Here is a 23,695-nt window from a genome sequence, read left to right as displayed (position 1 = left end):
CGGATGTCGCCAGGTGGTCACGCCTTCTGGCGGCCGTAGATCAGCAGCATCAGGATGATCACCGCGCCATAGATCAACTGCCGTCCGGCTTCGCTGATCTGCATCACCGAGAGAATGGACTGCAGCAGGGTGATCAGCACCACGCCGGCGACCGTGCCGAGATAGCTGCCGCGGCCGCCGAGAATGTGGGTGCCGCCGAGCACGACGGCGGCGATCGACGGCAGCAGATAGGCATCGCCCATCGATTGCGCCGCCTTCGAGGCATAGCCCGCCAGCAGCACGCCGCCGAAGGCGGAGAGCGCGCCTGACAGCGCGAAGGCCAGCATCGTGATGCGGCGGGTGTCGATCCCCGACAGATAGGCGGCACGCTCGCGATTGCCGATGGCGTAGATGGCGCGGCCGAAGGTCGTGCGCGACAGCAGCCAGACTGCGGCGGCACCGATCACGATCCAGACCAGCACCGCATTGGGAAGCCCCGGAACGATGGTGCCGGTCGCGAGATAGCGCATCGCCTTGGAGGCGGAATCCTGCGGCGCGAAGCCGCCGGTGTAGGCGACCATCAGGCCCTGCGCGACCGCGTTGGTGGCGAGCGTGATGATCATCGAGGGGATGCGCAGATAGGCGACGCCGATACCGTTGAGAAGGCCGATGGCGGCGCCGCAGAGAATTCCGAACGGGATTGCCAGCACGCCCCCGGTGGTGCCATGCGCGGCGGCCGCGCAGGCCATCATCGCGCCCGATGTCACCACCCAGGGCACGGAGAGATCGATCTGGCCGAGCAGGATCACGAGCATCATGCCGGTGGCGATCACGCCGAGGAAGCTCGCCACCTTCAACTGCTGCAGCAGATAGTCCGGCGACAGGAAGCTGCGCGAGTAGAGACTGCCGACGAGGAGCAGGAGCAAAATGCAACCGAACGAGGCCGCCACCGCCGGATCGATCCGGCGCAGCAGGGCAGCTCCGCGATGAGCCGATGGGGATGCAGCGGCGTCACTCATGCGAACCACTCCAGGCGATTGCGCACGCGCACCAGGCCGAACGCGCCGATCGAGACCGCGAGCATCAGAACGATGCCCTGGAACAGCGGCTGCCACAGCGGATCGAAATCGAACACGAACAGGAGATCGCCGATGGTGCGGAACGCCAAGGCGCCGAAGATGGCGCCGATCGCGCTGCCGCGGCCGCCCATCAGCGAGACGCCGCCGAGCACCACGGCCGCGATCGAGAACAGCGTATAGGCGTTGCCGCTCGCATAGGCCGCCTCGCCGGTGTAGGAGAAGAAGGTCAGAAACAGGCCGCCGACGGCCGACAACAGCCCGGCCAGCGCGTAGGCGGCGAATTTAGCTGCGCGGATCGGCGCGCCGGACATGTAGGCGGCGACCTCCGAGGAGCCGGTCGCAAAGGCGGCGCGGCCGACCACCGAGCGGCTGTAGGGCACCCAGATCACCAGCGCGGTGACGGCCAGCGCCACGAGACTGGTCGGCAGCACGCCGAACAACCGCCCCGTCATCGCATCGGCCAAGGTCTCATTGACGGAGCCGCCGGGATTGGGCCGCAGCATCAAGGCGATGCCGTAATACATCGCGCCGGTGGCGATCGTCGTCACGATCGGCTGCAGCCGGCCGAAGATCACGATCGCGCCGTTGATCATGCCGCAGAGAAGGCCGGTGCCGAGCACGCCCGCGACGCCCAGCGCGGTCTCGGTGGCGGTGCCGACGACGATCCAGGACGCCAGGCAATTGGTGAGCGTCAGGATCATCCCGACGGAGAGATCGATGCCGGCGGTGATCACCACGATCGCCTGCGCCATCGCGACGAAGGCGAGCAGGGTGGCCTTGTTGGACGCGGTCTGCACCATGTTGGCGCTGAAGCCGGCCGGATGGTTGGTGGCATAGATCAGGAACATTGCGATGAAGATGCCGATCGCGAGCAAGGTGCCGCGCTGCTCGGCGAGCCAGTATCGCCACTCGGTCATGTCAGACTCGCTTCCGCCCGTTCGCTGTCGTCGACGTTGAGGGCGCTGCTGACCAGCGCGCGCTCGGTGATGTCGGCGCCCGCAAGCTCGCGCCGGATGGCGCCATCATACATCACCAGCACGCGGTCGCAGCAGCCGATCAGCTCGTCGTAGTCGGTGGAATACAGCAGGATGGCTGCGCCGTCGTCGGCGAGCCGGCGCAGCAGACGGTAGATCTCCTGCTTTGTGCCGACGTCGATGCCGCGCGTGGGATCGTTGAGCAGGATGATGCGCGGCTTGTTCATCAGCCATTTCGCGATCACGACCTTCTGCTGATTGCCGCCGGAGAGCGCGCTGACGGGGAGATCGGGGGAAGCGGTCTTGATCTCGATCAGGCGGATCATCTCGTCGATCAGCGCCGATTGCTGCTGGCGGTCGATGACGCCGAACCGCGCGAAACGGTCGAAGGCGGCGGCCGAAAGGTTGTCGCGCACCGACATCGGCAGCATCAGCCCCTCGGTCTTGCGGTCCTCGGGAATCAGCGCAAGCCCGATCCGCTCGGATTTCGCCGTCACGGGACTGTCGATCGTCACCTTGTCGCCGTCGATCAGGATGTCGCCGCTGGTGTCGCTGAGGACGCCGAACAGCGCCAGCAGCAATTCGCGCTGGCCCTGGCCGTCGAGCCCGCCGAGGCCGATGATCTCGCCAGCGCTCAGCGAGAAGGAGATGTTCTTGAGGCGATCCCCCCAACCGAGGTTCCGGCACTGCAGGGCCGCAGGCCGATCGTTCGCCTTGGGTGCGGGCTTGTCGGGAAAGGCATGCTTGTACTCGCGCCCGATCATCAGCTCGATCACCTCGGCATCGGTCTTGGTGCCAGCGGCGAAGGTCGAGATGCGACGGCCGTTGCGGAACACGCTGCAGTCGTCGGCGAGTTCGGCGATCTCGTGCATGCGGTGGGAGATGTAGAGCAGGGCAAGACCTTCGCTGCGCAGGCGCTTCAGCACCGCGAACACCTTGGTGACGTCGGATGCCGTCAGCGCCGACGTGGCCTCGTCGAGGATCAGGATCTTCGGCCGCCGCGACAGCGCTTTGGCGATCTCGACCATCTGCCGGCGCGACAGCGGCAGGTCCTTGACCAGCGCCCGCGGATGGATGTCGCCGGCGCCGGCGCGGTGCAGCGCCTCCTCCGCGATCCGCCGTTGCGCACGCCGGTCGATCATGCCGAACCGCGTCGGCGGATGCGAGATCATGATGTTGTCGGCGACCGACAGATCCGGGATTAGCGACAATTCCTGGAAGATGCAGACGACGCCGGCATCGGTGGCCGCGGCCGGACGCGCGAAGGCGACCTCGCGCCCTTCGAGCGTCATGCGGCCTTCGTCGGGCGCCACCACGCCGACCATCAGCTTGATGAGCGTCGATTTGCCGGCGCCGTTCTCGCCGAGAATGGCGTGGATGCGGCCGGGGTGGACCTCGAGATCCGCCCGGTCCAGTGCGATCACGCCGCCATAGCGCTTGGACAAACCTTCGGCCCGAAACAGCGGCTCGGCCGCGATCATGCTTGCTTCCTCGCTTGCGCGACAGTCATATCGGATCTGCCGCGCCATCCCTCGGAGATCGCGCGGCAGACCGGGGGCGTGCGGGCCGCCTACTGGTTTTCCTTCGACTGGCCCATGATCTCCTGCGCCGTGAAGTTGATGCCGCAGGTCGGGAAGGAGTTGCCGACGAAGAAATTGTCGGATTGCGACGGGAAGTAGTCGACGTCCTTCTTGAAGTTCGGATCCTCGACGACCGCGAGCGGAAGCTTGACCGATTGCGGCACGACCTTGCCTTCGAGGGCTGCGAGCGCGACCTTGATCGCGACCGCGACCTGCGCCGGACCAGTGCCGGCCGAGGAGCACTTCAGGCCCTCCGACGCTTTGGCGGCGCAGAATTTGCGGAAGCCGTTCTCGGTCTCGCCGCCGAACGGCACCATCTTGTGCTTGGCGTCGAGCATCGCCTGCACGATGCCGGTGTCGCCGCCCTGGCCGGAGATCGCATCGAACGGACCGTTGGTCGCGATCGCATCCGCTGTCGCTTTCTGAGCGACGCCGTCGTCCCACTTGCCGACGACCTCGGTGACCTGCCACTTCTTGCCGGAGCCGTTGAGGACGGAGTGGAAGCCGTTGTGCCGGTCGGTATCGACGGACGTGCCGGCAACGCCGCGCACCTCGAGCACCTTGCCGCCATCGGGCACGTTCTTCACCAGCCATCGCGCCCAGAGTTCGCCGAGGCCCTTCTGGTCGACATTGACGTTGATCGCGTCCTCGGTCGCGAGGATGTTGTCGAAGGCGACCAGGATCACGCCGGCCTGCTTGGCGCGCTTGATCACCGGGCCGAAGGCGGTCGGGTTCTGCGCGTTGACGACGATGGCGTCATACCCGGAATCGATGAAATTATTGATCGCAGAGATCTGCGCCGGCACGTCCTCGCCGGTCGAGACGACCTTGAACTCCTTCAGCTTGGCCTTGACCTCCGGCTGCGCCGCATAGGCCTTGGCCGTCTGGATCATCTGGATGCGCCAAGTGTTGGCGATGTAGCCGTTCGCAAGCGCGATACGGTAGGGGCCTTTCTTGGCGGGAAACTTGAAAAACTTGGTGTCCGCGGTCCACGGCACCATGCATTCGGGCTCGGCCGCGGGACCCTTCACCATTTCGGGCTCCGCCAGCGCCTTGCTGGCAAATGCCGAGAGCAGCACCAGCGATGCGCAGGTGGCAAGGCATCGCGCCCTCATCGACTTGGACGACATTCGTGACCTCCCCTGTTGTTGTCACGTCAATCATTGACGCATGTGCGAGACGCCTCACTTGTGTCCGGAGGTTCGTCGTCTCAACGCGCCTAGGGTTACTGAGCAATGACAGCGCTGTCAATTACCGCTGCTCGGCTTTTGCCAAGCGAACGGTCTCGTGCAAATAATGGCGTCCTGACGAAGCCTTTGCCAAGCAGCGCATGAAAGCTCATGTCTCAGAAGCGTCGCACAACGTTGGAGGACGTCGCGCGGATCGCCAATGTCAGCGCTATCACGGTGTCGCGGGCGCTGCGGCGGCCCGACATGGTCTCGGTGGAGCTGCGACGCCGCATCGAGGCGGCGGTGGAGCGACTGGCCTATGTGCCGAACTTCGCCGCCAGCCGGCTCGCCTCGGCGCGCACGCATGCGGTCGGCGTGGTCGTCTCCTCGCTCTCCAACGGCATCTTCGCGGACTATCTGCAGGCGATCTATAACAGCCTGCTGCCGCTCGGCTTTCGCCCGGTGGTCGTGAGCAGCCGCTACTCGGCCGAGGAGGAGGAGGGCGCGATCAAGGCGCTGCTCGGCCAGAACATCGAGGCGCTGATCCTGGTCGGGGTCAACCAGACGCGTGCGGCGCGGCGGGTGCTCGAACGCTCGCGCATTCCGGTGGTGCAGACATTCGAGCTCACCGACGATCCGATCGATCTCAATGTCGGCCTGTCGCAGCGCAAGGGCGGCTATGCCGCCACGCATTTTCTGCTCGAGCTCGGCCACCGCCGCATCGCCTATCTCTCCGGCCAGCGCGACGATCGCGCCATGGCGCGGCTGGAAGGCTATCGCGCGGCGCTCGACGAAGCCGGGCTCGACTGCGCCTCGCTGGTCGCCTCGCGGCCGGCGCAGGCGACGATTTCGCTCGGGCGCAAGCTGACCTCGGACCTGCTCGCCACGGAGGTGCCCGACGCGATCTTCTGCTGCGACGACAACATCGCGCTCGGCGCGTTGTTCGCCTGCCAGCAGGCGGGACTGGATGTGCCGGGGCGGATTTCGCTGATCGGATTCAACGATCTCGAATTCGCCGCGGCGTCCAACCCGCCGCTGTCCACGGTGCTGACGCCGCGCGCCGACATGGGGCGCGTGGCGTCCGAAATGGTGCTGCAGGTGATCGCGACCGGCAAACGCTCGGGCAAGCGACAGGTCGATCTCGGCTTCGAGATCGTCGCACGGGGCAGCACCGGCCCGCGGACTCCGCGTGAGTGATCTCGCGCGCTGTTGCGTGGCCGCCAGGAGCCGCGATGGCTCAGGACCGTCCCAGTTCGAGGTCACGCACCTTCTGCACCATGTCAATCACCGATCTCGCGCCGAGCTTCTTGAAGGCATTGCTCCGGTGCATCTTGACCGTGATCAGGGAGATGCCGAGCTCGGTGGCGATCTGCTTGTTGACCAGTCCGCGATCGAGCGCCATCAGGACCTCGGTCTCGCGCGGCGTCAGCCGGCTGGCCAGCTCGCGCAGGCCATCCGTCGCGCGCTCCTCGGCCTGCCGCACCGTCTCGATCTCGACTGCTTCCTGGATCGCGACCAGCATCTCCAGCGGGCTACAGGGCTTTACGACGAAATTGAGCGCGCCGGAGCGCATCGCGCGCACGGCGGTCGCGACGTCGGGGGTCGTTGACGTCACGATGATCGGCGCGCGGATATTGCGTGCCCGCAGCGACGAGAGAAGATCCCGGCCACCGTCTCCACGCATCTCCGCATCGATGACGAGGCAGCCGACGTCCCGCGCAACGCCGGACGCAAGCAGCCGCGCCGAAGAGGCGAACCAACGGGCCTCGAGACCGACGGACAACAGTGCCGCTTCGAGCCGGCACTTCGACGCCGTATCGTCGTCGGCGATGGCGACGACGTTCGGGCGAGTGATCTCCGCTTCGTCGCGTCTCAGCGCGGGCCCCTCGCCGCACCCAGGGGCGGGCCATCCGCCTTGAAGAGGACGAGCCTGCGGAGCCGGTTGCACCGCTGCATGTTGTCGTAGGAGCTGCACCGTCATGGTCAATCCAGAGTCCGTGGCGCGTCCGAATGCGACGTCGTGACGTCTCGAAAGCAATCCTGGGCGGCGGCGCCAACTAAGATGGGAGCTGGCGGGGAAGGCGACACCGAGTCCGTGGTCGAGTCCGTAAACGAGGCCGGTGCATGTCGTCTTCCGGGATCGATCTGACGCCTGAACATTTGCACGGTCGTCGTTCGCACCGCGATTCCTCCTGTTCGACGTCAAGACGCATGTCGCCGCCACAGCGCAGGCGAGGTTCCCGTGATTTTGTGAAACGCCGCGCTGAAGTGAGCCTGGCTGCTGAAGCCAAGCGCGAGTGCGACGGAGACGACCGGTTGCCGGGTCTGGCGAAGCAGGTCCTGGGCACGGCGAATGCGTCGGTCGAGGATGTAGGCATAAGGCGGTCGCCCCGTCGCGGCCTTGAACTTTGCCGCCAAACGGACGCGTGGCAGGCGGGTGACGTCGCTGAGCTGCGACAGGTAGATCGCCTCTCCGAGATGCGCCTCGATGTAGTCGATGGCGCGATGAACCGCGTTGCCGGCCGTCGATGTCTTGTCGTGAACCTTGGCCATGCCGCCCTCGTGAAGCGCGATCAGGCGCGAGCCGAACGCCAGCGCGATCCCCTCCACGAAGGACGGGCCCGCGATGCCGTCGTAGATGTCGGCAGCCTTGAAGGCGAGGGCCAGTTGGCGGAGACCTTCGTCCTCGACCTCAGCGGTTTCGAACAGGCAGATGCTGCCGCGCTGCTCACGCCTGCCCGAGCCGGCCGTGCAATCGCGCAGCAACTCCTGGGAGAGAAAGATCCTCAGATTGTCGAACCGCCCGCCGATCATGCCGCGCCAGCCGCCCTGACGTGGACCGGTGATCAGCATCGCGTCCGCGTCGTCGCCGCCCGTCCATACGCGGCGGCCACCGATCAGCAATTCCTGCCGCACACGCCGCTGCACCAGCGTCAGGACATGGGAGTCGTCATCGTCATCGGCGCGGACTTCGACCGGTCCGTCGCACGCGCCGCGCCAGCGCGACAGCGAGACCTGGAGATCGCGGCCGTTCGAGAGCGTGACGGCGGCAGGCCTTGCGCGCCATTGCGTTTCATCATGAACCAACATGACAAGTCCTCACGATCGGCATCTGATTAGTCACTCGCGTGCATCCGCAACAGGGGCAAGGGCGGTGCCGCTGTGGTTTGTCGTGCAAATTGGAAGGTGGGGAACGCTTGCTGGAAGAATCGATGAGTTCCTGCGTTACGTTGCGGCACGAAGGCGGTGGCTGCCGTCGAAGCAGGCAACGGGAGATCGCAGGATGATCGAGGCTCGGCACCTTTCGCGACGGGGATTCTGCATCTGCTGTCTCGCTGCAGCCGGCACTGTGGCCGCCGGCGGCTGGCTGACACCATCGCAAGCGTTTGCCGAAGCCCGCAACATCGTCGACCTGATCCGCGATTCCGCCGCGCATGAGCCGGTCAAGACGCATCGGCTGCGGGGCGGCGTGAGCGTGCTCGAGGGGTCCGGCGGCAACATCGCCGTGCTCGCCGGCAAGGAGGGAAAACTGCTCGTCGACGCCGGCATCACGGCCTCGCGGCGCAAGCTGCTGCAGAGCCTCAATGACATCGGCCGCGCGCCCATCACCCACCTGATCAACTCGCACTGGCATTTCGATCACACCGACGGGAATGCGTGGTTGAACGGCGAGGGGGCGGCGATCATCGCCCACGCGAACACACGCAAGCATCTGCTGTCGGCGCAGCGCGTGGAGGACTGGGACTACAATTTCCCGACCTCGCCGCTCGCGGCGGTTCCCAGCGAGATCGTCAGCGCTGAGACGACGATGAAGCACAGTGGCGCGACGATCGTCCTCAGGCCCTACGGGCCTGCGCATACCGACTCCGATCTGTCGATCATCTTCACCGAAGCCGACATCCTGCATTGCGGCGATACCTATTGGAACGGGATCTATCCCTTCATCGACTATTCGACCGGCGGCAGCATCGACGGCATGATCAAGGCGGCCGATGCCAATCTCGCCGCGGCCGGCGACAAGACCATCGTCATTCCCGGACATGGCGCGCCCGCGAGCAACAAGAAGGAGCTCGCAGCCTATCGCGAGATGCTCGTGACGATTCGCGACAACGTCGCGAAGCTCAAGCAGCAGGGGCGCTCGGTGGATGACGCCATTGCCGCCAAGCCGACGGCCGCCTTCGACAGCCGTTTCGGGCAATTCCTGATCACGCCGGCCTTCTTCACCCGGCTGGTGTATCAAGGCGTTTGAGCGGGCCGTCATCTCGTCAGCCGTGTCACAGAATGGATCGGCGCCAGCGTCCAGGCGCCTCGCCGACCAGACGCCGGAACACGTTGATGAAATGGGTCTCGCTCTTGAAGCCGACAGCGAGCGCGACATCGCGAACAGAGCGCTCCGGATCCAGCAGCAGCCGTTTCGAGGCATGGACGCGGCACTGGAGCAGGTACATGTGGGGCGACAGGCCGGTCGCGGCCTTGAACTGGGCTGCGAAATGCATGCGGCTCAGGCCGGCGGCCGCACTCAGATCCGCAAGCGCGATGTGCTGGTCGAGATGAGCATCGACGAACGCCTTCGCGCGGTTCAGCCGCCACGGCGTCAACGGCGACAGCTTCCGCTTCGGAACGATCGGCTGTTTCAGGTGGTAGCGTCCGATCATGTGGGCGGCGAAGGAAATGCTGAGGCTGTCGAGAAACAATTGGCTCGGAGCGGCGTCTTCGGTGAAGGCGCGAATGAGCGACGACACGAGATGACGCAGCACGCGGTCATCGGTCTGGTGCGGGTCGAACAGTTCGAGCGCGTCGGCGGCAGGCCGGCCGTTGATCTCCTCGAAGCAGTCCGCCACAGCGCGTTGCGACACGAACACGCGGACAATCGCGTAATCGGCGCGATAGGTTGCGCGCGCATTCGGCAGGGCGCGCCCCGTCAGGACCGTGGTGCCCGGGACGATGTCGCCATCGATCAGCAGCCGGCCACCGACGGTGAGCGACATGGTCGTTGGCCGCATCGCGTAGGAGACGGCGTAAGGCGCATCGACAAGGTCCGTCTGTACGTCGAGCGCACCATTGCTGACGGATCCGCTCCACATCGAGATCGACAGGCGCGGCGGGCTGCCGTTCGCCAGCAAGGGTGACGGCGGCGGCTCGCGCCAACGGCGTTCGGCGGGGATGCGGGCCAAGCCGAATGCGGGAGCCGGGCGATCCGCGGGCGACTCCCCGAGCTCGCTCGACGGTCGCTTTGTCAGGTCCGCCGGCCTGGTTTGGCTGACAAGGTTGCCCATGCGCGCCTCCGTTGGTGACAGAGAGGATTGATCCATACAATCCATCAATGTAAGCATGCAATCAAAGACAATCTGGAGAATTGCATGGATTGGCTCCCTACACTTTCCGAATGGCAGGGTCCGCTGTTCATGCGCATCGTCGATGCCCTCGAAGCCGACATCGCCAGCGGACGGTTGATCCGCGGCCAGCGGTTGCCGACGCATCGCAGCCTCGCGTCGGGACTTCGCATCGATCTTACCACCGTCACGCGCGGCTATAGCGAGGCGCGGCGGCGCGGGCTGATCGAAGCGCGAGTGGGGCAGGGAACGTTCGTCTCCGAGACGACGGCGCGCGCCGCGCATTATGGGCCGGCGGCGGCCACCATCGATCTGTCGATGAATTTGCCGCCGCAACCTGTCGAGGCGCAGCTCGATCGCCGGATCGAACAGGGGCTGGCGGCCATTCGCAGCGATGCCGGCCTGAGCGCGTTTCTGAGCTATGCGCCGCCTGGTGGCAGCGTGGAGCAGCGCGAGGCCGCTGCGGCCTGGCTGCGTGCGCGCGTCGCCCACGCGACGGCCGAGCGGATCGTGATCTATCCGGGATCGCAGGCCGTCATCTTCAACGCCCTGGTGTCGCTGACCAGGCCGGGAGATGTCGTGGTCACGGAGGCGCTGACCTTTCCAGGGCTCAAGGCTGCTGCCGCGCGGCTCGGCGTGCATCTCGCCGGTGTCGCCATGGATGCCGAGGGGGCGCGGCCCGAGGCGCTCGACGATGCCTTGCGCAAGCACAAGTCGAAGCTCGTCTATCTCGTGCCGAGCCAGCAGAACCCGACCACGGCGACCATGAGCGCCGCGCGCAGGGCGGCAATCGCCAGCGTCATCCGCAAGCGCGGCGCCGTCCTGATCGAGGATGACGTGTATGGCCCGCTGGAGCCGCGGCTGTCGCCGATCGCCACGCTGATCCCGGATCGGACATACTATGCGGCAAGCATCGCGAAATGCATCGCGCCGGCCTTGCGTGTCGCTTATCTTTTGGCGCCGGACGAGTCCGCCGAGCAGATGATGCGGGGGTGCCTGCAGGCGACGATGCAGATGCCGGCCTGGCCGATGGTCGCGCTGGCGACGCACTGGTTGAGATCCGGTATCGCCGACGACATCATCCGCGCCATCCGTAACGAGGCGGCCGCGCGCCAGCAGCTCGCCGCGCGCGCCTTGAAAGGCGTGACCTATGCCGCGCGGCCCACGAGCCATCATCTCTGGCTGCCGCAACCGGCCCGGTTCGATGCCGCCGAGCTGCTGTCGCATCTGATGCGCAATGGCCTGGCAGTGGTCGGGGAGGCTGCGTTCGCGGCGAGCGCGTCGGCGCCGCGCGGATTGCGCATCTCGCTCGGCGCCGCCCGCAACCGGGCCGAGCTTGGGCAAGCCCTCCAGGTGGTGTCGCGCGCCCTCACCAGTCCGAGCATCAGGCAGATCGTGTAGTCCGGCCATGCTCGTGGCGACGGCCGTTCCACGCGCCCGCCGATCCGCTGGTGTCGGATGATGATCCGCGCATATAAGCGCAATGGCGGGAAGGGATCGCATGCTCGTTGATGCCGGGCGTTCAGATCGCGCGGCATAGATCGGGCACGGCGGCGGATTCGATCAATCCATACGACGGCACGTCGCGTCCCATTCCTCGGTATGATGGAGACGCGCGCCAATAGCGGATAGCTCTCTGCGACCTTCATTGTCCTGAGGGCGCGCATGAGCACCGACAAGCCAAATCCAATTTTGCATCGATCAGGCGGTGACGCGCGGATGTCGCGTCGGCGCTTCGTCACGGCGTCGGCAGCGGCCGCCGGTGCTGTCATCGGCGGCGAAGCGCTCGCCGACGATCTGGCCGATGTGCCGGCGCGCGAACCGGGGGGTGTGCTGTCCGCGTTCAGCGCACGCTCGCCCTATGTCCACATCGGACGCATTCCGGAAGCGACGCCGGGCAAACGGAACATCGATCCCGCCGATGCCATCAACTCGAAGACGCCGCTCGACAGGCTGGTCGGAAGCATCACGCCGACCGATCTGCACTATGAGCGCAGCCATGCGGGCGTTCCCAATATCGATCCCGCCAAGCATCGGCTGCTGATCCACGGCATGACCCGCAAGCAGCTCGTGCTGACGCCGGATGACATCATGCGCATGCCGTCGATCTCGCGAATCGTCTTCATCGAGTGCACGGGCAATGGCTGGGAGAACTGGAAGAAGGCCGACCCGAACCTGACGGTGCAGAACACCCATGGCCTCGTCAGCAGCAATGAGTGGACCGGTGTCCCGCTGCGTTATCTGATCGATCTCGTCGGCAAGGAGGCGCGCTCGGCGTGGATGCTGGCCGAGGGCGGTGATGCGGCTGCGGTGGCCCGCAGCATTCCGCTCACCGAGGAGATCATGGACGAGGCGTTCGTGGCCTATGGCCAGAACGGCGAGCCGCTGCGGCCAGCGCACGGCTTTCCGCTGCGGCTGATCATGCCGGGCTTCGAAGGCAATTTGAACATCAAATGGCTGCGCCGGCTGAAGTTCGGCGACGAGCCCTGGATGACCCGCTGGGAGACCGCGCGCTACACGCAGTTGCTCGCCAACGGCAAGGCCGTGCAGTTCCAACTGAGGATGGAGACCAATTCGGTCATCACCTCGCCGTCGGGCACCTTGACCATCCGGCCCGGCTACAACCGCATCACCGGGCTGGCCTGGAGCGGCCATGGCCGGATCGCGAAGGTCGAGGTCAGCACCGACGAGGGGCGGAGCTGGCAGCCGGCCCGCATGAACCATCCCGTGCTGCCGAAGGCGCAGACGCGCTTTGAGCTGGACTGGCAGTGGAACGGCAAGCCGACCAAGATCGTCAGCCGCGCGACCGACGAGAAGGGCAACGTACAGCCCGATCGCAAGTCCTTCATCGCGAAGACCGGCATCAACGCGCTGTTCCATTACAACGCGCAGCAGACATGGAGCATCGACAGCGATGGGAAGGTCAGCAATGTTCTCGCCTGAACGTTGGCTCACGGCGGCGCTGGCCGCAGCGCTGCTGGTCGCTCCCGCTCATGCCGTGGATTTCGGGCGTCCGGCGACGCCACAGGAGATCAAGCTGTGGGACATCGATGTGCGTCCTGACGGCAAGGGTCTGCCGCAAGGCAGCGGCACCGCTGCGCGCGGCAAGGAGCTGTTCGCGGAGAACTGCGCCGCCTGCCATGGCGAAGGCGGCCAGGGCGGGATCAAGGATCGGCTGGTCGGCGGCCAGGGCACGCTCGCGACCGACACTCCGGTGAAGACCGTCGGCAGCTTCTGGCCGTATGCGACGACCCTGTTCGACTACATCCATCGTGCCATGCCGTATCAGGCGCCGGGTTCGCTCAGCGTCGACGACTACTACGCGCTGTCCGCCTACATCCTGAGTTTGAATGGCATCGTGCCGCCGGACGGCCGTCTCGATCAGACCTCGCTGCCCAAGGTGAAGATGCCGAACCGCAACGGGTTTCTGCCCGTGCCGGAGTTCAGCAACGTCCGGGCACCGAAATGATCGGGCCCGGCGTCGGACGCGCGCGCAGGCGCATGCAGACGTTCGCCCTGCTGGTCTTCCTGACACTATCGACAACGATCGGAGCAAACGCCATGGACCCGCAGGGGCTGATCACGCTGCCAAGCCAGAACGATCCAGGCACGACGATGCGGAAGCTGCAGGACGCCGTCAGGGCAAAGGGCATGACGATCTTCGCCCACATCGATCATGCGGCCGGCGCCGCCGATGTCGGGATGACGCTGCGCCCGACGGATCTGCTGATCTTCGGCAGTCCCAAAGGGGGAACGCCGCTGATGCAGGCGGCGCAGAGCATCGGCATCGATCTGCCGTTGAAGGTCCTGGTCTGGCAGGATGCCGAGGGACGGACCTGGCTGTCCTACAACGATCCGGCCTGGCTGGCGCAGCGCCATGGCGGGGCGGCGGGTGCGGAGGGCGCGATGCAGGCCATGACCGGCGCGCTCAAGGCGATCGCCGGCACCGCGACGTCAGCAGAGTAGAACCGCCCCATGCCGGTCATTCCCTGGAAGTCGTTGTGGCAAGAGATGGTGTCGGATGCGCGCACGATGGGCGCCGGCGCCTATGTGCTCGTGGCCGCACTGGTGTTGATGCTGGTGGCGGTGATCGTCGTCGCCATTCTCGGATGGTCGTCGGCGGAAGGAACCGACGTGCCGTCGTCGGGCTATGCTGCGCTCGCCATCGGCGTGGTGTTCTCCATGATCTGCGGAGTCGGGCTGATGGCGCTGGTGTTCTACAGCAGCCGCGCCGGCTATGACGAGCCGCCGAAGCTCGTCTCGGACGCGACGGATCGTGAGCCTGGATCTGAGCGCGACGAGCTTTCGCACCGACCTCCGGAGTGATCGATGACCGCGCGTAGGGTCAAGCTTCCGCTGGTTCCGGCCTCCTTCTTCGGCATCGTGCTCGGCATCATCGGGCTCGGCAACAGCTGGCGCGCGGCGCATCAGCTGTGGGGATTGCCGGCCGACATCGGCGAGGTCCTGATGGCGGTGGGCGTTGTCGTCTGGGCCGTCATTGTGTTGTTCTATGTGGCCAAGTGGATCTTCTCCGCCGATGCGGCTCTGTCCGAGGCGCTGCATCCGATCCAATGCTGCTTCATTGGACTTGCCGGCGTCACGACCATGCTGGTCGCGATCGCAGCACAGCCCTATCATCGGATCGCGGCGCTCATCATTTACGCCATCGGTCTCGTCTTCACGCTCGGCTTCGCGCTGTGGCGCACCGGTCAATTGTGGCGCGGCGGTCGCGATCCCGCGGCCTCGACGCCGGTGCTGTACCTGCCGACCGTGGCAGGATCCTTCGTCACCGCGATCGGGGCAGGGGCACTCGGCTTTCCGGACTGGGGTCGGCTCGCCTTCGGCGCCGGACTGTTCTCCTGGCTGGCGGTGGAGTCGGTCCTGCTGCACCGGCTGTACACGGCCGATGCACTGCCGGCTGCGATCCGTCCGACGCTCGGAATTCAGCTGGCGCCGCCGACGGTGGGCGCGCTCGCCTATCTCAGCGTGACCGAGGGCCCGCCTGACATGGTCGTCAGCGCGCTGATCGGCTATGGCATGCTGCAACTGCTGCTACTCGTCCGGCTGCTGCCTTGGATTCTCGAACATCGGCTCTCGGCGTCCTATTGGGGATTCACGTTCGGCCTGACCGCGCTTGCCAGCTCGTTATTGAAGATGGTGATCCACGGCGATCATGGCCCAGCCGCGACGATGGCGCCGATCGTGTTCGTCGTCGTCAATCTCGTCATCGGGGCGCTGGTGCTACGCACGATCTGGCTGCTCGTGTCAGGCCGCATTCTCGCACCGGCCGTCGCGCCTCCGCAGCAGGCTTGAACCGTTCGAGCCGTGAGCTCGCGCCATCTCGCGACTGCGTTGCAGCCTGCTGATAACCGGATGATATAGCCGCTAGCTCAAATCCGTATTTCCGCTCACGGCAGGCCCTCACCTAGCTTCAAGCTCCAAAATACGCTCGAACGCGGCATGCGGGCCTTTGGCTCCGACGTGCCGGACAGATGGCGCGCAGATCCAATCTGCCGCCGCGATCGAGCCGGGGTGAAGCGACAAGGGCTTAAGGCAGCGGATGCGCGCGTGGTCTCATTATTTCAACCAGGAGCGCATCGTCTTCGCGCTCACGGTGCTGCTGCTGATCGTCTTCGCCCTGACGTTGCCGAAATTCCTGGCGCCGAGCAATCTGCTGTCACTCGTCCGTAGCGTCGCCGTGCTCGGCATCCTCGGGCTCGGCATGCTCATCGTCGTGCTCGGTCGCGGGATCGACCTGTCGCTGGTGGCGACGATGGCGATCTCGGTGGCGTGGAGCCTGCAGCTTGCGGCCAGCGGCATGTCGATGGCGAGCGCAATGGGCATAGGCTTGCTCTTGGCACTCGGCATGAGCCTCGTGACGGGCATCCTGATCGCCTATGCCGAAATCCCGTCGCTGTTCGCGACCTTGGCGATGGCCACCTTCGTCTACGGCTTCGGCCGCGCGCATCTCATCACGGGCACGGACGTCGTCTATCTGCCGCCGAACATCGGCGCGGTCGCGAGCCTGGGGCAGGGCGCGCTGTTCGGCATTCCGATGCCGATCGTGGTCGCCGCCGTCGCGGCGCTGATCGCCTATCTGTTCCTGCGCTACACCAAGCCGGGGCGCTTCATCTATGCGATCGGCGACAATCTCGCCAGCGCGCGCATTGGCGGCGTGCCGGTGCGTCCCATTCTGGTCGCGCAATATGTCATTGCCGGCGGCATCGCCTTCGTCGCCGGTCTCGTGACCGCGACCTCGGCGGAGGCGATGAACACCCGCGTCGTCAACTCCAACATGATCTACGACGTCATCCTGGTCGTCGTGCTCGGCGGCGTCGGCCTGTCCGGCGGCCGCGGCAATGTCCGCAACGTGATCGTCGGCGCACTTCTGATCGGCGTGCTGATGAACGGCATGACGATCATGGACGTGCAGTACACGATCCAGAACGTCGTCAAGAGCCTGATCCTGCTGCTCGCCATCGTCGTCGACAGCATCGTCAATCCCCGCGACGAGCAGACGGGACAGCAGGGCGACATCTGAAGCCCCAACCAACGCGCCTCAATCAACAAAATCGGAGGAGACCATCTTGAAGAACCTGCATCGCCTGGCCCTTGCGGCCACTGCCTTCGCGAGCATCGCCGCGGCCGCATTCGGCGCCCGCGCCGACGACATGAACGATCCCTATCGGCAGCCGGCGCTCGACGCGCTCAAGGGCAAGTCGATCGTCTATCTGCCGATCTCGATCGGCTTCGACCTCGCCCAGGCCTGGGGCGGCGTCGTCAAGACCGAAGCCGAGCGCTACGGCATGAAGTTCAAGTCGCAGGACCCGAACTGGAACACCGGCGCGATGGCGCAGGGCCTGACCTCGCTGATCGCCGAGAAGCCCGACGTGATCGTGACGCAGAACCCGGACCTGCAGTCGCTGGCGCGTCTGCTGAAGCAGGCCAACGCCGCCGGCATCGTCGTGATCCAGATGAACATGCAGGGCGCGGTGCAGACCGACGCCTTCGTCGGCCCCGACTTCATTTCGATGGGCGAGCAGGCCGCCAAGATGGTGGTCGCCAAGTGCGGCAAGGGCACCGAGACCTCGCACAAAGTGTCGATTGTGCAGGGCGTGCTCACCGGCGGCGTCAGCTACTACCAGGTGCAGGGCATCAAGAAGGTGTTCGACGCCAATCCGGAGATCAAGGTGGTGTCGAGCCAGGCGGCCGACTGGGACGCGTCTAAGGCGCGCGCCATCACCGAGACGGTGCTGCAGCAGAACCCCGATCTCTGCGGAGTCATCGACGTCTGGGATGGCCAGGGCGTCGGCACCGGCGCTGCCATCAAGCAGGCCGGCAAGCAGGACCAGGTCTACTTCGTGACCTCCGGCGGCGGCGCGCAGAGCATGTGCGACCGGCTCGCCGACGGCACCTTCTCGGCCGCGATCAACTATGACGCGCCGGGCATGGGCCGCGACGCCTTCACCGCGATCTCCGCGGTGCTGCAGGGCAAGCAGAAGGCCGGCACGATGAAGTTCCAGCTGTATTCGCCGACCCGCGTGATGACCAAGGCCGACGTCAAGGCCGGCACCTGCTGGGATCCCGAGCAGTACGCCAAGCTGTTGCGCTGATCTGTTGATCCATGCGTGGCCGCCGAAAGCGGCGGCCACGCACTCTCTTTGATTTTGACCTTAAGCGACTGCACTCAGAGGCTCCTTTGGCGTCGACCAGTACTTTGACGAAGCTGAGATATCGCTTCATTCCGGACCACGTCATCGGCGAGCTGCTCTCGAAGAAGTGGATCGACAACGCGATCCCGTTCCTGGTGCTGCTGTGCGTGATCGCGGTCTTCGGGTCGCTGATCCCCAACTTCTTCACCGGCGCCAATCTCGCGATCAGCGCCCGCGAGCTCGGCGAGTTCGGCCTCGTCTGCATGGCGATGATGATCGTCATCGTCGTGGGCGGCATCGACCTCAGCGTCGGCTCCAATTTCGCGCTCGGCAATTTCATGACGCTGGCGCTGCTCAATCTCGGCGGCTGGCCGGTCGGACTCGCGATCCCCGCAGTCGTGCTGGTCTGCGGCGGCGTCGGGCTGCTCAATGGCTACCTCATCGGCTTCCTGCGGTTGCGCGCGTTCCTCACCACGCTGGTGACCCTGATCATCGTCCGCGCCATCGTCGACATGTTGCTGTTGAAATACGCGCAGGCGATGTCGGTCAGCTTCTACCAGTCGGACGTCTGGGACGTGATCGGGCTCGGTGGCTTCGCCGAGGTGCCGTCCAGCTTCATCATCCTGGTCGTCGTCGCGCTGATCGGCCATGTGCTGCTGACGCGCAGCCGGCCGGGCTGGCGCATGATGGCGATCGGCGGCTCGCGCCGCTCGGCACACAACATCGGTCTCTCCGTGCGCGGCATGGTCTGCGCCGCCTATACGATCTCCGGCATGCTGTGCGGCTTGGCCGGCGTGCTCTATGCGGCACGGCTCAGCGGGGCGGGCACCGACACCGGCATGGGCTTGGAGATCTCGGCGCTGACGGCGGCCGTGCTCGGCGGCAACAGCCTGGGCGGCGGCCGCGGCTCGGTGGCGAAGGCGCTGATCGGCGCGGTCATCGTGCTGGTCATGACCAACGGCGTGCTGCGCATCGGCCTGAACAGCGGTTCGGGGCCGATGGTGCTCGGCCTTACCTTGCTGCTTGCCGTGTTCATCGACGTGCGCTGGCTCAAGAACCGCGACAAGCTGCTGTCCAAGGTCTACGTCTCGCCGACCTATGTCGAGCTGCCGGCGCCGCGTTCAACGTCGGCGGAGACAGGCGGGGCGTTTGCTCTCAACGACCGGCTCGGCGCCGTCGAGATCATCGGCCTCGGCGAAGTTGAGTCGCCGGAGGACGTCATCCTCGACGACGAGGACTACCTGTACTGCGGCACGCGCCATGGTGACATCGTCCGCTTCGCGCCGCCGGACTACAAGACCTGGGAGGTCTACGCCCATATCGGCGGCTCGCCGCTCGGCATGGCGTTCGACAAGGCCGGCGACCTGCATGTCTGCGTCGGCGGTATGGGGCTCTACAAGATCGACCGCGCGCGCAACGTCAGCAAGGTCACCGACGAGACCAACCGCTCGACCTTCTCCATCGTCGACGATTCCCGGCTGCGCCTGGCCGACGATTTGGACATCGCGCCCGATGGCAGGATCTATTTCAGCGAGGCCACGATCCGCTACGAGATGCACGACTGGCCGGTCGATGCGCTGGAGAGCCGCGGCAACGGCCGGATCATCTGCTACGACCCGAACACCGGCAAGACGCATACGGCGCTGCGCAACCTGATCTTCCCGAACGGCGTCTGTCTCGCCCATGACGGCCAGTCGGTGCTGTTCGCCGAAAGCTGGGCCTGCCGGGTCAGCCGTCTCTGGATCTCGGGGCCGAAGGCAGGGCAGGTCGAGCGTGTGCTCGACGCGTTGCCTGGCTATCCCGACAACATCAACCGCGCCTCGGATGGTTCCTATTGGTGCGCGATCATGGGCATGCGCTCGCCGGCGCTCGACCTTGCGCTGCGCATGCCCGGCTTCCGCCGCCGGATGGCGCGCCGCATCGCGCCTGACCAGTGGCTGTATCCCAACCTCAACATCGGCTGCGTGATCCGCTTCAACGACAAGGGCGAGGTGCTGGAGTCGCTGTGGGACCAGGGCGCCAAGAACCACCCGATGATCACCTCGATGCGCGAGCACCGCGGCTATCTCTATCTCGGCGGCATCACCAACAACCGCATCGGCCGCATCAAGCTCGATGACGCCGATCCGAACTGGAGCGTGATGCGCAGCTATTGGGGGCGGGCATGAACGCCTTGGTCGGAAGCTGGCTGGAGCGCTTCCTCGGACGCGGCCGCGCCGCGGTCACCGTACCGCCGCTGGACGGCGCGCTGAAGCCGAACAATCGTCTGGACGATGCGCCGCGCGGCATCGCAAGCGCCGCGCCGGACAATCTGGTCGCGTGCGATGGCGCGGTGTTCTGGTCGAGCGGCGTCAGGCTGTTTCGCGCAGCCGCTGGTGCCGAGCCCGAAGCGGTCGCGACGCTGGATGGCGTGATCTCGGCCTTGGCCGTGTCGCCGCGCGGACAGATCGCGGTGGCCTGCGAGGGCAAGGGCATCTCGATCCTGGCGCGCGATGGCTCCGTCACCAATGCTGGCCGGAGAAGCGGCTGGCCGACGGCGTGCATCACGTCGATGACGTTCGCCGACGAGACCAGCCTCATTGTCTGCGTCGGCTCGGTCGAGACCGGCCTCGATACGTGGCAGCGCGACCTGATGGAGCATCGCCGCGCCGGCGAGGTATGGAAGCTCGATCTGGTGAAGCGCGAGGCAAAGCGGCTCGCTGCCGGGCTCGGCTATCCCAATGGCGTCGTGGTCGCGGCCGATCGGTCGCTGATCGTCAGCGAGGCCTGGGATGTCCGGCTGGTGCGCCGCGCTGCCGATGGCCGCGAGCTCGCGGTCGTGCTCGACGATCTGCCCGGTTATCCCGGCCGCGTCGCGCCGTCGGCGCGCGGCGGCTATTGGCTCACGGTATTCGCGCCGCGCAGCCCGCTGATCGAGTTCGTGCTGCGCGAGGACGCTTACCGCCGCGCCATGCTGGCCGAGGTGCCGCCGGCCTATTGGATCGCGCCGGCGCTGCGCAGCGGCGTCTCGTTCCACGAGCCGATGCAGGGCGGCGCGCTGAAGCAGATGGGTATCCTCAAGCCGTGGGCTCCGACCTTGTCCTACGGGCTCGTCATCGAGCTCGACGCCAATTTCGTGCCGCTGCAAAGCCTGCACAGCCGTGCCGGCGGCAAACGTCACGGCATCACGTCGGCGGTGGAGTTGGATGGACGTCTCTGGCTGACCGCGAAGGGCGGCGACGAGATCATCGCGATCGATCGCGTGGGCCGGGAGGGGAAGTGATGCAGCCGGTCGTCGAACTGAAGAACGTCACCAAGGAATTCCACGGCATTCCGGCGCTGCGCAGCATCTCGTTCGACCTGCGGCCGGGCGAGGTCCATGCGCTGCTCGGCGAGAACGGCGCCGGCAAGTCGACGCTGACCAAGATCATGGCCGGCGTCTACGAGGTCACCAGCGGCGAGCTGATCGTCAACGGTGCGAAGGTCTCGTTCAAGACGCCGGCGGAGGCGCTGCGCAGCGGCATCGCGATGGTGTTCCAGGAGACCAGCCTGGTGCCGTCGCTCACGGTGGCGCAGAACATCTATCTCGGCAATGAGAAGTTCCTGAACCGGCTGCGCGGCATCTACATCGCCGCCCAGCAATTTCTGCAGTCGCTGAATTTCGGCGTCGATCCGACGATGTATGTGTCGCAGCTCGGCGCGGCGCAGAAGCAGATGGTCGAGATCGCGCGCGCCGTGCACCACAAGGCCCGCGTCATCATCTTCGACGAGCCCACGGCGACCTTGACGCCGGAGGAGAAGCACCACTTCTTCGCGCTGGTGAAGCGGCTGAAGCGCGATGGCGTTTCGATCATCTTCATCTCGCACGCGCTGGAGGAGGCGCTGTCGATCTCCGATCGCATCACCATCATGCGCGACGGCCAGCATGTCGTGACCGACGACGCGAAGAATTTCGACCGCGACAAGATCATCACCGCGATGGTCGGCCGCACGCTGTCCGACGAGCTCTACGGCAAGGCGGGGGACGATCACGCCACGCGGCCGTATGGCCGCAAGATGCTGAGCGTGCAGAACCTGTCGATGGGCCGCATGGTCCGCAACAACTCGTTCTCGGTCTATGCCGGCCAGATCACCGGCATCTTCGGCCTGATCGGATCGGGGCGCACCGAGACCGCCAAGATCATCTCCGGCGTGGTCAAGCGCGACTTCTTCCATGGCGGCGAGGTCAAGCTGGACGGGCGCTCGGTCCGCTACCGAGTGCCGCGCCAGGCGGTGCGCGACGGCATCGTCTACGTCACCGAGGACCGCAAGATCGAAGGATTCTTCGAGACCAAGTCGATCGCCGAGAACATCTATCTCAATCTCCTGGCCGCCGATCTCAACAAGAGCGTCGTGATCTCCTACGCCGAGATGATGGAACTGGCCGCGACTTGGACCAAGCGGCTCAATGTGCGCGCGATCAGCAATGCGGCGCGCGTGGTCGAGCTGTCCGGCGGCAATCAGCAGAAGGTCGTCATCGCGCGCTCGCTGGTGCAGGAGCCGAAGCTCGTCATTTTCGACGAGCCGACGCGCGGCGTCGACGTCGGCGCGATCGCCGAGTTGCACCACGTCATCAACGAGCTGGCGGATGCCGGGCTCGCGGTGGTCGTGATCTCGTCCTACCTGCCGGAAATCCTCAACCTCGCCGACCGCATCCTGGTGTCGCGCCAGGGCCGCGTCGTCGAGGAGTTCTCGGCCGACGAGGCGACCGAGGAGAAGATCATGTACGCGGCCGTCCACTGAGCGACAGGCCGCAGAGTTCAAGGGAATGACATCATGAAGATCAGGGCCGCCGTTCTCGAGGACATGGGCCTCGCCGGACCCTATGCCGCCTCGCGTCCCCTCCGCATTCAGGAGGTCGAGCTCGATGGTCCAGGTCCCGGCGAGGTGCTGGTGCGCATCGCCGCCGCCGGCCTGTGCCACTCCGATCTCTCGGTGATCAATGGCGACCGGCCGCGCCCGCTGCCGATGGTGCTTGGCCACGAGGCGTCGGGCGTGGTCGAGGAGGTCGGCGCCAGCGTCGATGATCTCGTGCGCGGCGATCACGTCGTCTGCGTGTTCGTGCCGAGCTGCGGCCATTGCGCGCCATGTGCGCAAGGGCGGCCGGCGCTGTGCGAGCCGGGCGCCGAGCACAACGGCAAGGGCGATCTGCTCAGCGGCGGCTTCCGGCTGCACCGCGCCGAGGAGAGGGTGCATCATCATTGCGGCGTGTCGTGCTTCGCCGAATACGCCACGATGTCGCGCCGCTCGCTCGTGAAAGTGCAGAAGGAGGTGCCGCTGCACATCGCAGCCCTGATGGGCTGCGCGGTGCTGACCGGCACCGGCGCGGTCTTCAACGGCGGCGATGTCGGACCGGGCGGCAAGGCGGCGATCATCGGGCTCGGAGGCGTCGGGCTCGCTGCCGTGATGGGCGCGGTCGCGATCGGCGCGGAGAGCGTGATCGCGATCGACATGTTCGAGCCGAAGCTCGCGCTCGCGCGGGAGCTCGGCGCGACCCACACCTTCCATGGCGCCGATCCCGATCTGGTCGCGAAGGTCAAGGAAGCGACCAAGGGCGGTGTCGATGCCGCGCTGGAGTTCGCCGGTTCCGTCAAGGCGCTGGAGATGAGCTACGCGATCACCCGTCGCGGCGGCACCACGGTGACCGCCGGCCTGCCGAACCCCAAGGCGGTGCTGTCGCTGCCGGCCGTCTCCTTGGTCGCCGAGGAGCGCACGCTCAAGGGCAGCTATCTCGGCTCCGGCGTGCCGTCGCGCGACATCCCGCGCTTCCTCGGCCTCTATCATCGCGGCCGCCTGCCGGTCGACAAATTGCTGACCCATCGCATCAAGCTCGACGACATCAACGCCGGCTTCGATCGCCTCGCCGACGGCAGCGCGATCCGCCAGGTCGTGGAATTCAACTGAGAGATTT

At 66.0% G+C, this 23,695-nt stretch carries 21 protein-coding genes; 14 read left to right on the top strand and 7 right to left on the bottom strand.

Annotated features, from left to right (window positions below; translation table 11 throughout):
• Positions 1–17: 17 nt before the first annotated feature.
• The 4 genes from ACQR1L_RS09680 to ACQR1L_RS09665 all read right to left on the bottom strand — a co-directional run bounded on the left by ACQR1L_RS09680 (position 18) and on the right by ACQR1L_RS09665 (position 4,742).
• Positions 18–998 carry an ABC transporter permease gene (locus ACQR1L_RS09680; protein WP_434857721.1) on the bottom strand — a complete coding sequence of 327 codons (981 nt, stop codon included), beginning with the start codon at positions 996–998 and terminating at the stop codon, positions 18–20.
• Complete coding sequence (locus ACQR1L_RS09675) at positions 995–1,975, bottom strand: ABC transporter permease (protein WP_434857720.1); 981 nt, start codon at positions 1,973–1,975, stop codon at positions 995–997. The genes ACQR1L_RS09680 and ACQR1L_RS09675 overlap by 4 nt, the downstream gene beginning before the upstream one ends.
• Positions 1,972–3,513, bottom strand: coding sequence for a sugar ABC transporter ATP-binding protein (locus ACQR1L_RS09670; protein ID WP_434857719.1), 1,542 nt, complete (start codon positions 3,511–3,513; stop codon positions 1,972–1,974). The genes ACQR1L_RS09675 and ACQR1L_RS09670 overlap by 4 nt, the downstream gene beginning before the upstream one ends.
• An 89-nt stretch (positions 3,514–3,602) precedes the next feature.
• Positions 3,603–4,742 (bottom strand): sugar ABC transporter substrate-binding protein, encoded by a 1,140-nt coding sequence (locus ACQR1L_RS09665; RefSeq protein ID WP_434857718.1) that lies wholly within the window; start codon positions 4,740–4,742, stop codon positions 3,603–3,605.
• 210 nt (positions 4,743–4,952) lie between these two features.
• Here ACQR1L_RS09665 and ACQR1L_RS09660 point away from each other — a divergent pair, with 210 nt between their 5' ends.
• On the top strand, positions 4,953–5,978 hold the full coding sequence (locus tag ACQR1L_RS09660; protein ID WP_434857717.1) for a LacI family DNA-binding transcriptional regulator: 1,026 nt from the start codon (positions 4,953–4,955) through the stop codon (positions 5,976–5,978).
• Between the two features lie 40 nt (positions 5,979–6,018).
• On the opposite strand, the gene ACQR1L_RS09655 is transcribed toward ACQR1L_RS09660, so the two are convergent.
• Complete coding sequence (locus ACQR1L_RS09655) at positions 6,019–6,762, bottom strand: response regulator transcription factor (RefSeq protein WP_434857716.1); 744 nt, start codon at positions 6,760–6,762, stop codon at positions 6,019–6,021.
• A 221-nt stretch (positions 6,763–6,983) separates the two neighbouring features.
• Positions 6,984–7,871 (bottom strand): helix-turn-helix domain-containing protein, encoded by an 888-nt coding sequence (locus ACQR1L_RS09650; protein ID WP_434857715.1) that lies wholly within the window; start codon positions 7,869–7,871, stop codon positions 6,984–6,986.
• A gap of 193 nt (positions 7,872–8,064) precedes the next feature.
• Here ACQR1L_RS09650 and ACQR1L_RS09645 point away from each other — a divergent pair, with 193 nt between their 5' ends.
• Positions 8,065–9,030, top strand: coding sequence for an MBL fold metallo-hydrolase (locus ACQR1L_RS09645; protein WP_434857714.1), 966 nt, complete (start codon positions 8,065–8,067; stop codon positions 9,028–9,030).
• A gap of 25 nt (positions 9,031–9,055) precedes the next feature.
• On the opposite strand, the gene ACQR1L_RS09640 is transcribed toward ACQR1L_RS09645, so the two are convergent.
• The gene (locus ACQR1L_RS09640) at positions 9,056–10,261 is read right to left on the bottom strand and encodes a helix-turn-helix domain-containing protein (protein WP_434857713.1); all 1,206 of its coding nucleotides are present in this window, start codon (positions 10,259–10,261) and stop codon (positions 9,056–9,058) included.
• Here ACQR1L_RS09640 and ACQR1L_RS09635 point away from each other — a divergent pair.
• From ACQR1L_RS09635 to ACQR1L_RS09580, 12 genes are all read left to right on the top strand, one after another.
• Positions 10,187–11,515 carry a PLP-dependent aminotransferase family protein gene (locus ACQR1L_RS09635; RefSeq protein ID WP_434857712.1) on the top strand — a complete coding sequence of 443 codons (1,329 nt, stop codon included), beginning with the start codon at positions 10,187–10,189 and terminating at the stop codon, positions 11,513–11,515. The two genes, ACQR1L_RS09640 and ACQR1L_RS09635, sit on opposite strands and share 75 nt — an antisense overlap.
• A 318-nt stretch (positions 11,516–11,833) precedes the next feature.
• A complete protein-coding gene (gene soxC / locus ACQR1L_RS09630; RefSeq protein ID WP_434857711.1) occupies positions 11,834–13,057 on the top strand; it encodes a sulfite dehydrogenase in 1,224 nt (407 codons plus the stop codon).
• The gene (locus ACQR1L_RS09625; protein WP_434857710.1) at positions 13,044–13,583 is read left to right on the top strand and encodes a c-type cytochrome; all 540 of its coding nucleotides are present in this window, start codon (positions 13,044–13,046) and stop codon (positions 13,581–13,583) included. Before soxC ends, ACQR1L_RS09625 begins: the two co-directional genes overlap by 14 nt.
• A gap of 32 nt (positions 13,584–13,615) precedes the next feature.
• Complete coding sequence (locus ACQR1L_RS09620; RefSeq protein ID WP_434857709.1) at positions 13,616–14,080, top strand: DUF302 domain-containing protein; 465 nt, start codon at positions 13,616–13,618, stop codon at positions 14,078–14,080.
• Positions 14,081–14,089: 9 nt separating this feature from the next.
• Positions 14,090–14,440: a hypothetical protein gene (locus ACQR1L_RS09615; RefSeq protein WP_434857708.1), complete on the top strand. Its 351-nt coding sequence runs from the start codon at positions 14,090–14,092 to the stop codon at positions 14,438–14,440.
• Between the two features lie 3 nt (positions 14,441–14,443).
• A complete protein-coding gene (gene tehA / locus ACQR1L_RS09610) occupies positions 14,444–15,427 on the top strand; it encodes a dicarboxylate transporter/tellurite-resistance protein TehA (RefSeq protein WP_434857707.1) in 984 nt (327 codons plus the stop codon).
• A gap of 247 nt (positions 15,428–15,674) precedes the next feature.
• Entirely contained in the window at positions 15,675–16,655 is a 981-nt protein-coding gene (locus ACQR1L_RS09605; protein WP_434857706.1) for an ABC transporter permease, read from the top strand.
• A gap of 46 nt (positions 16,656–16,701) precedes the next feature.
• Positions 16,702–17,727, top strand: coding sequence for a sugar ABC transporter substrate-binding protein (locus ACQR1L_RS09600; protein ID WP_434857705.1), 1,026 nt, complete (start codon positions 16,702–16,704; stop codon positions 17,725–17,727).
• Positions 17,728–17,813: 86 nt separating this feature from the next.
• A complete protein-coding gene (locus ACQR1L_RS09595) occupies positions 17,814–19,934 on the top strand; it encodes an ABC transporter permease (RefSeq protein ID WP_434857704.1) in 2,121 nt (706 codons plus the stop codon).
• The gene (locus ACQR1L_RS09590) at positions 19,931–21,028 is read left to right on the top strand and encodes a strictosidine synthase (RefSeq protein WP_434857703.1); all 1,098 of its coding nucleotides are present in this window, start codon (positions 19,931–19,933) and stop codon (positions 21,026–21,028) included. The genes ACQR1L_RS09595 and ACQR1L_RS09590 overlap by 4 nt, the downstream gene beginning before the upstream one ends.
• On the top strand, positions 21,028–22,527 hold the full coding sequence (locus ACQR1L_RS09585) for a sugar ABC transporter ATP-binding protein (protein ID WP_434857702.1): 1,500 nt from the start codon (positions 21,028–21,030) through the stop codon (positions 22,525–22,527). The genes ACQR1L_RS09590 and ACQR1L_RS09585 overlap by 1 nt, the downstream gene beginning before the upstream one ends.
• A 33-nt stretch (positions 22,528–22,560) precedes the next feature.
• A complete protein-coding gene (locus ACQR1L_RS09580; RefSeq protein ID WP_434857701.1) occupies positions 22,561–23,688 on the top strand; it encodes a zinc-dependent alcohol dehydrogenase family protein in 1,128 nt (375 codons plus the stop codon).
• Positions 23,689–23,695: the final 7 nt, after the last annotated feature.

Origin of the sequence: Bradyrhizobium sp. HKCCYLR20261 (assembly GCF_051168435.1) — a bacterium.
Classification (GTDB): Bacteria; Pseudomonadota; Alphaproteobacteria; order Rhizobiales; family Xanthobacteraceae; genus Bradyrhizobium.
The sequence above is the reverse complement of the archived record's forward strand: the minus strand, read 5'-3'. Positions and strand labels throughout refer to the sequence as shown.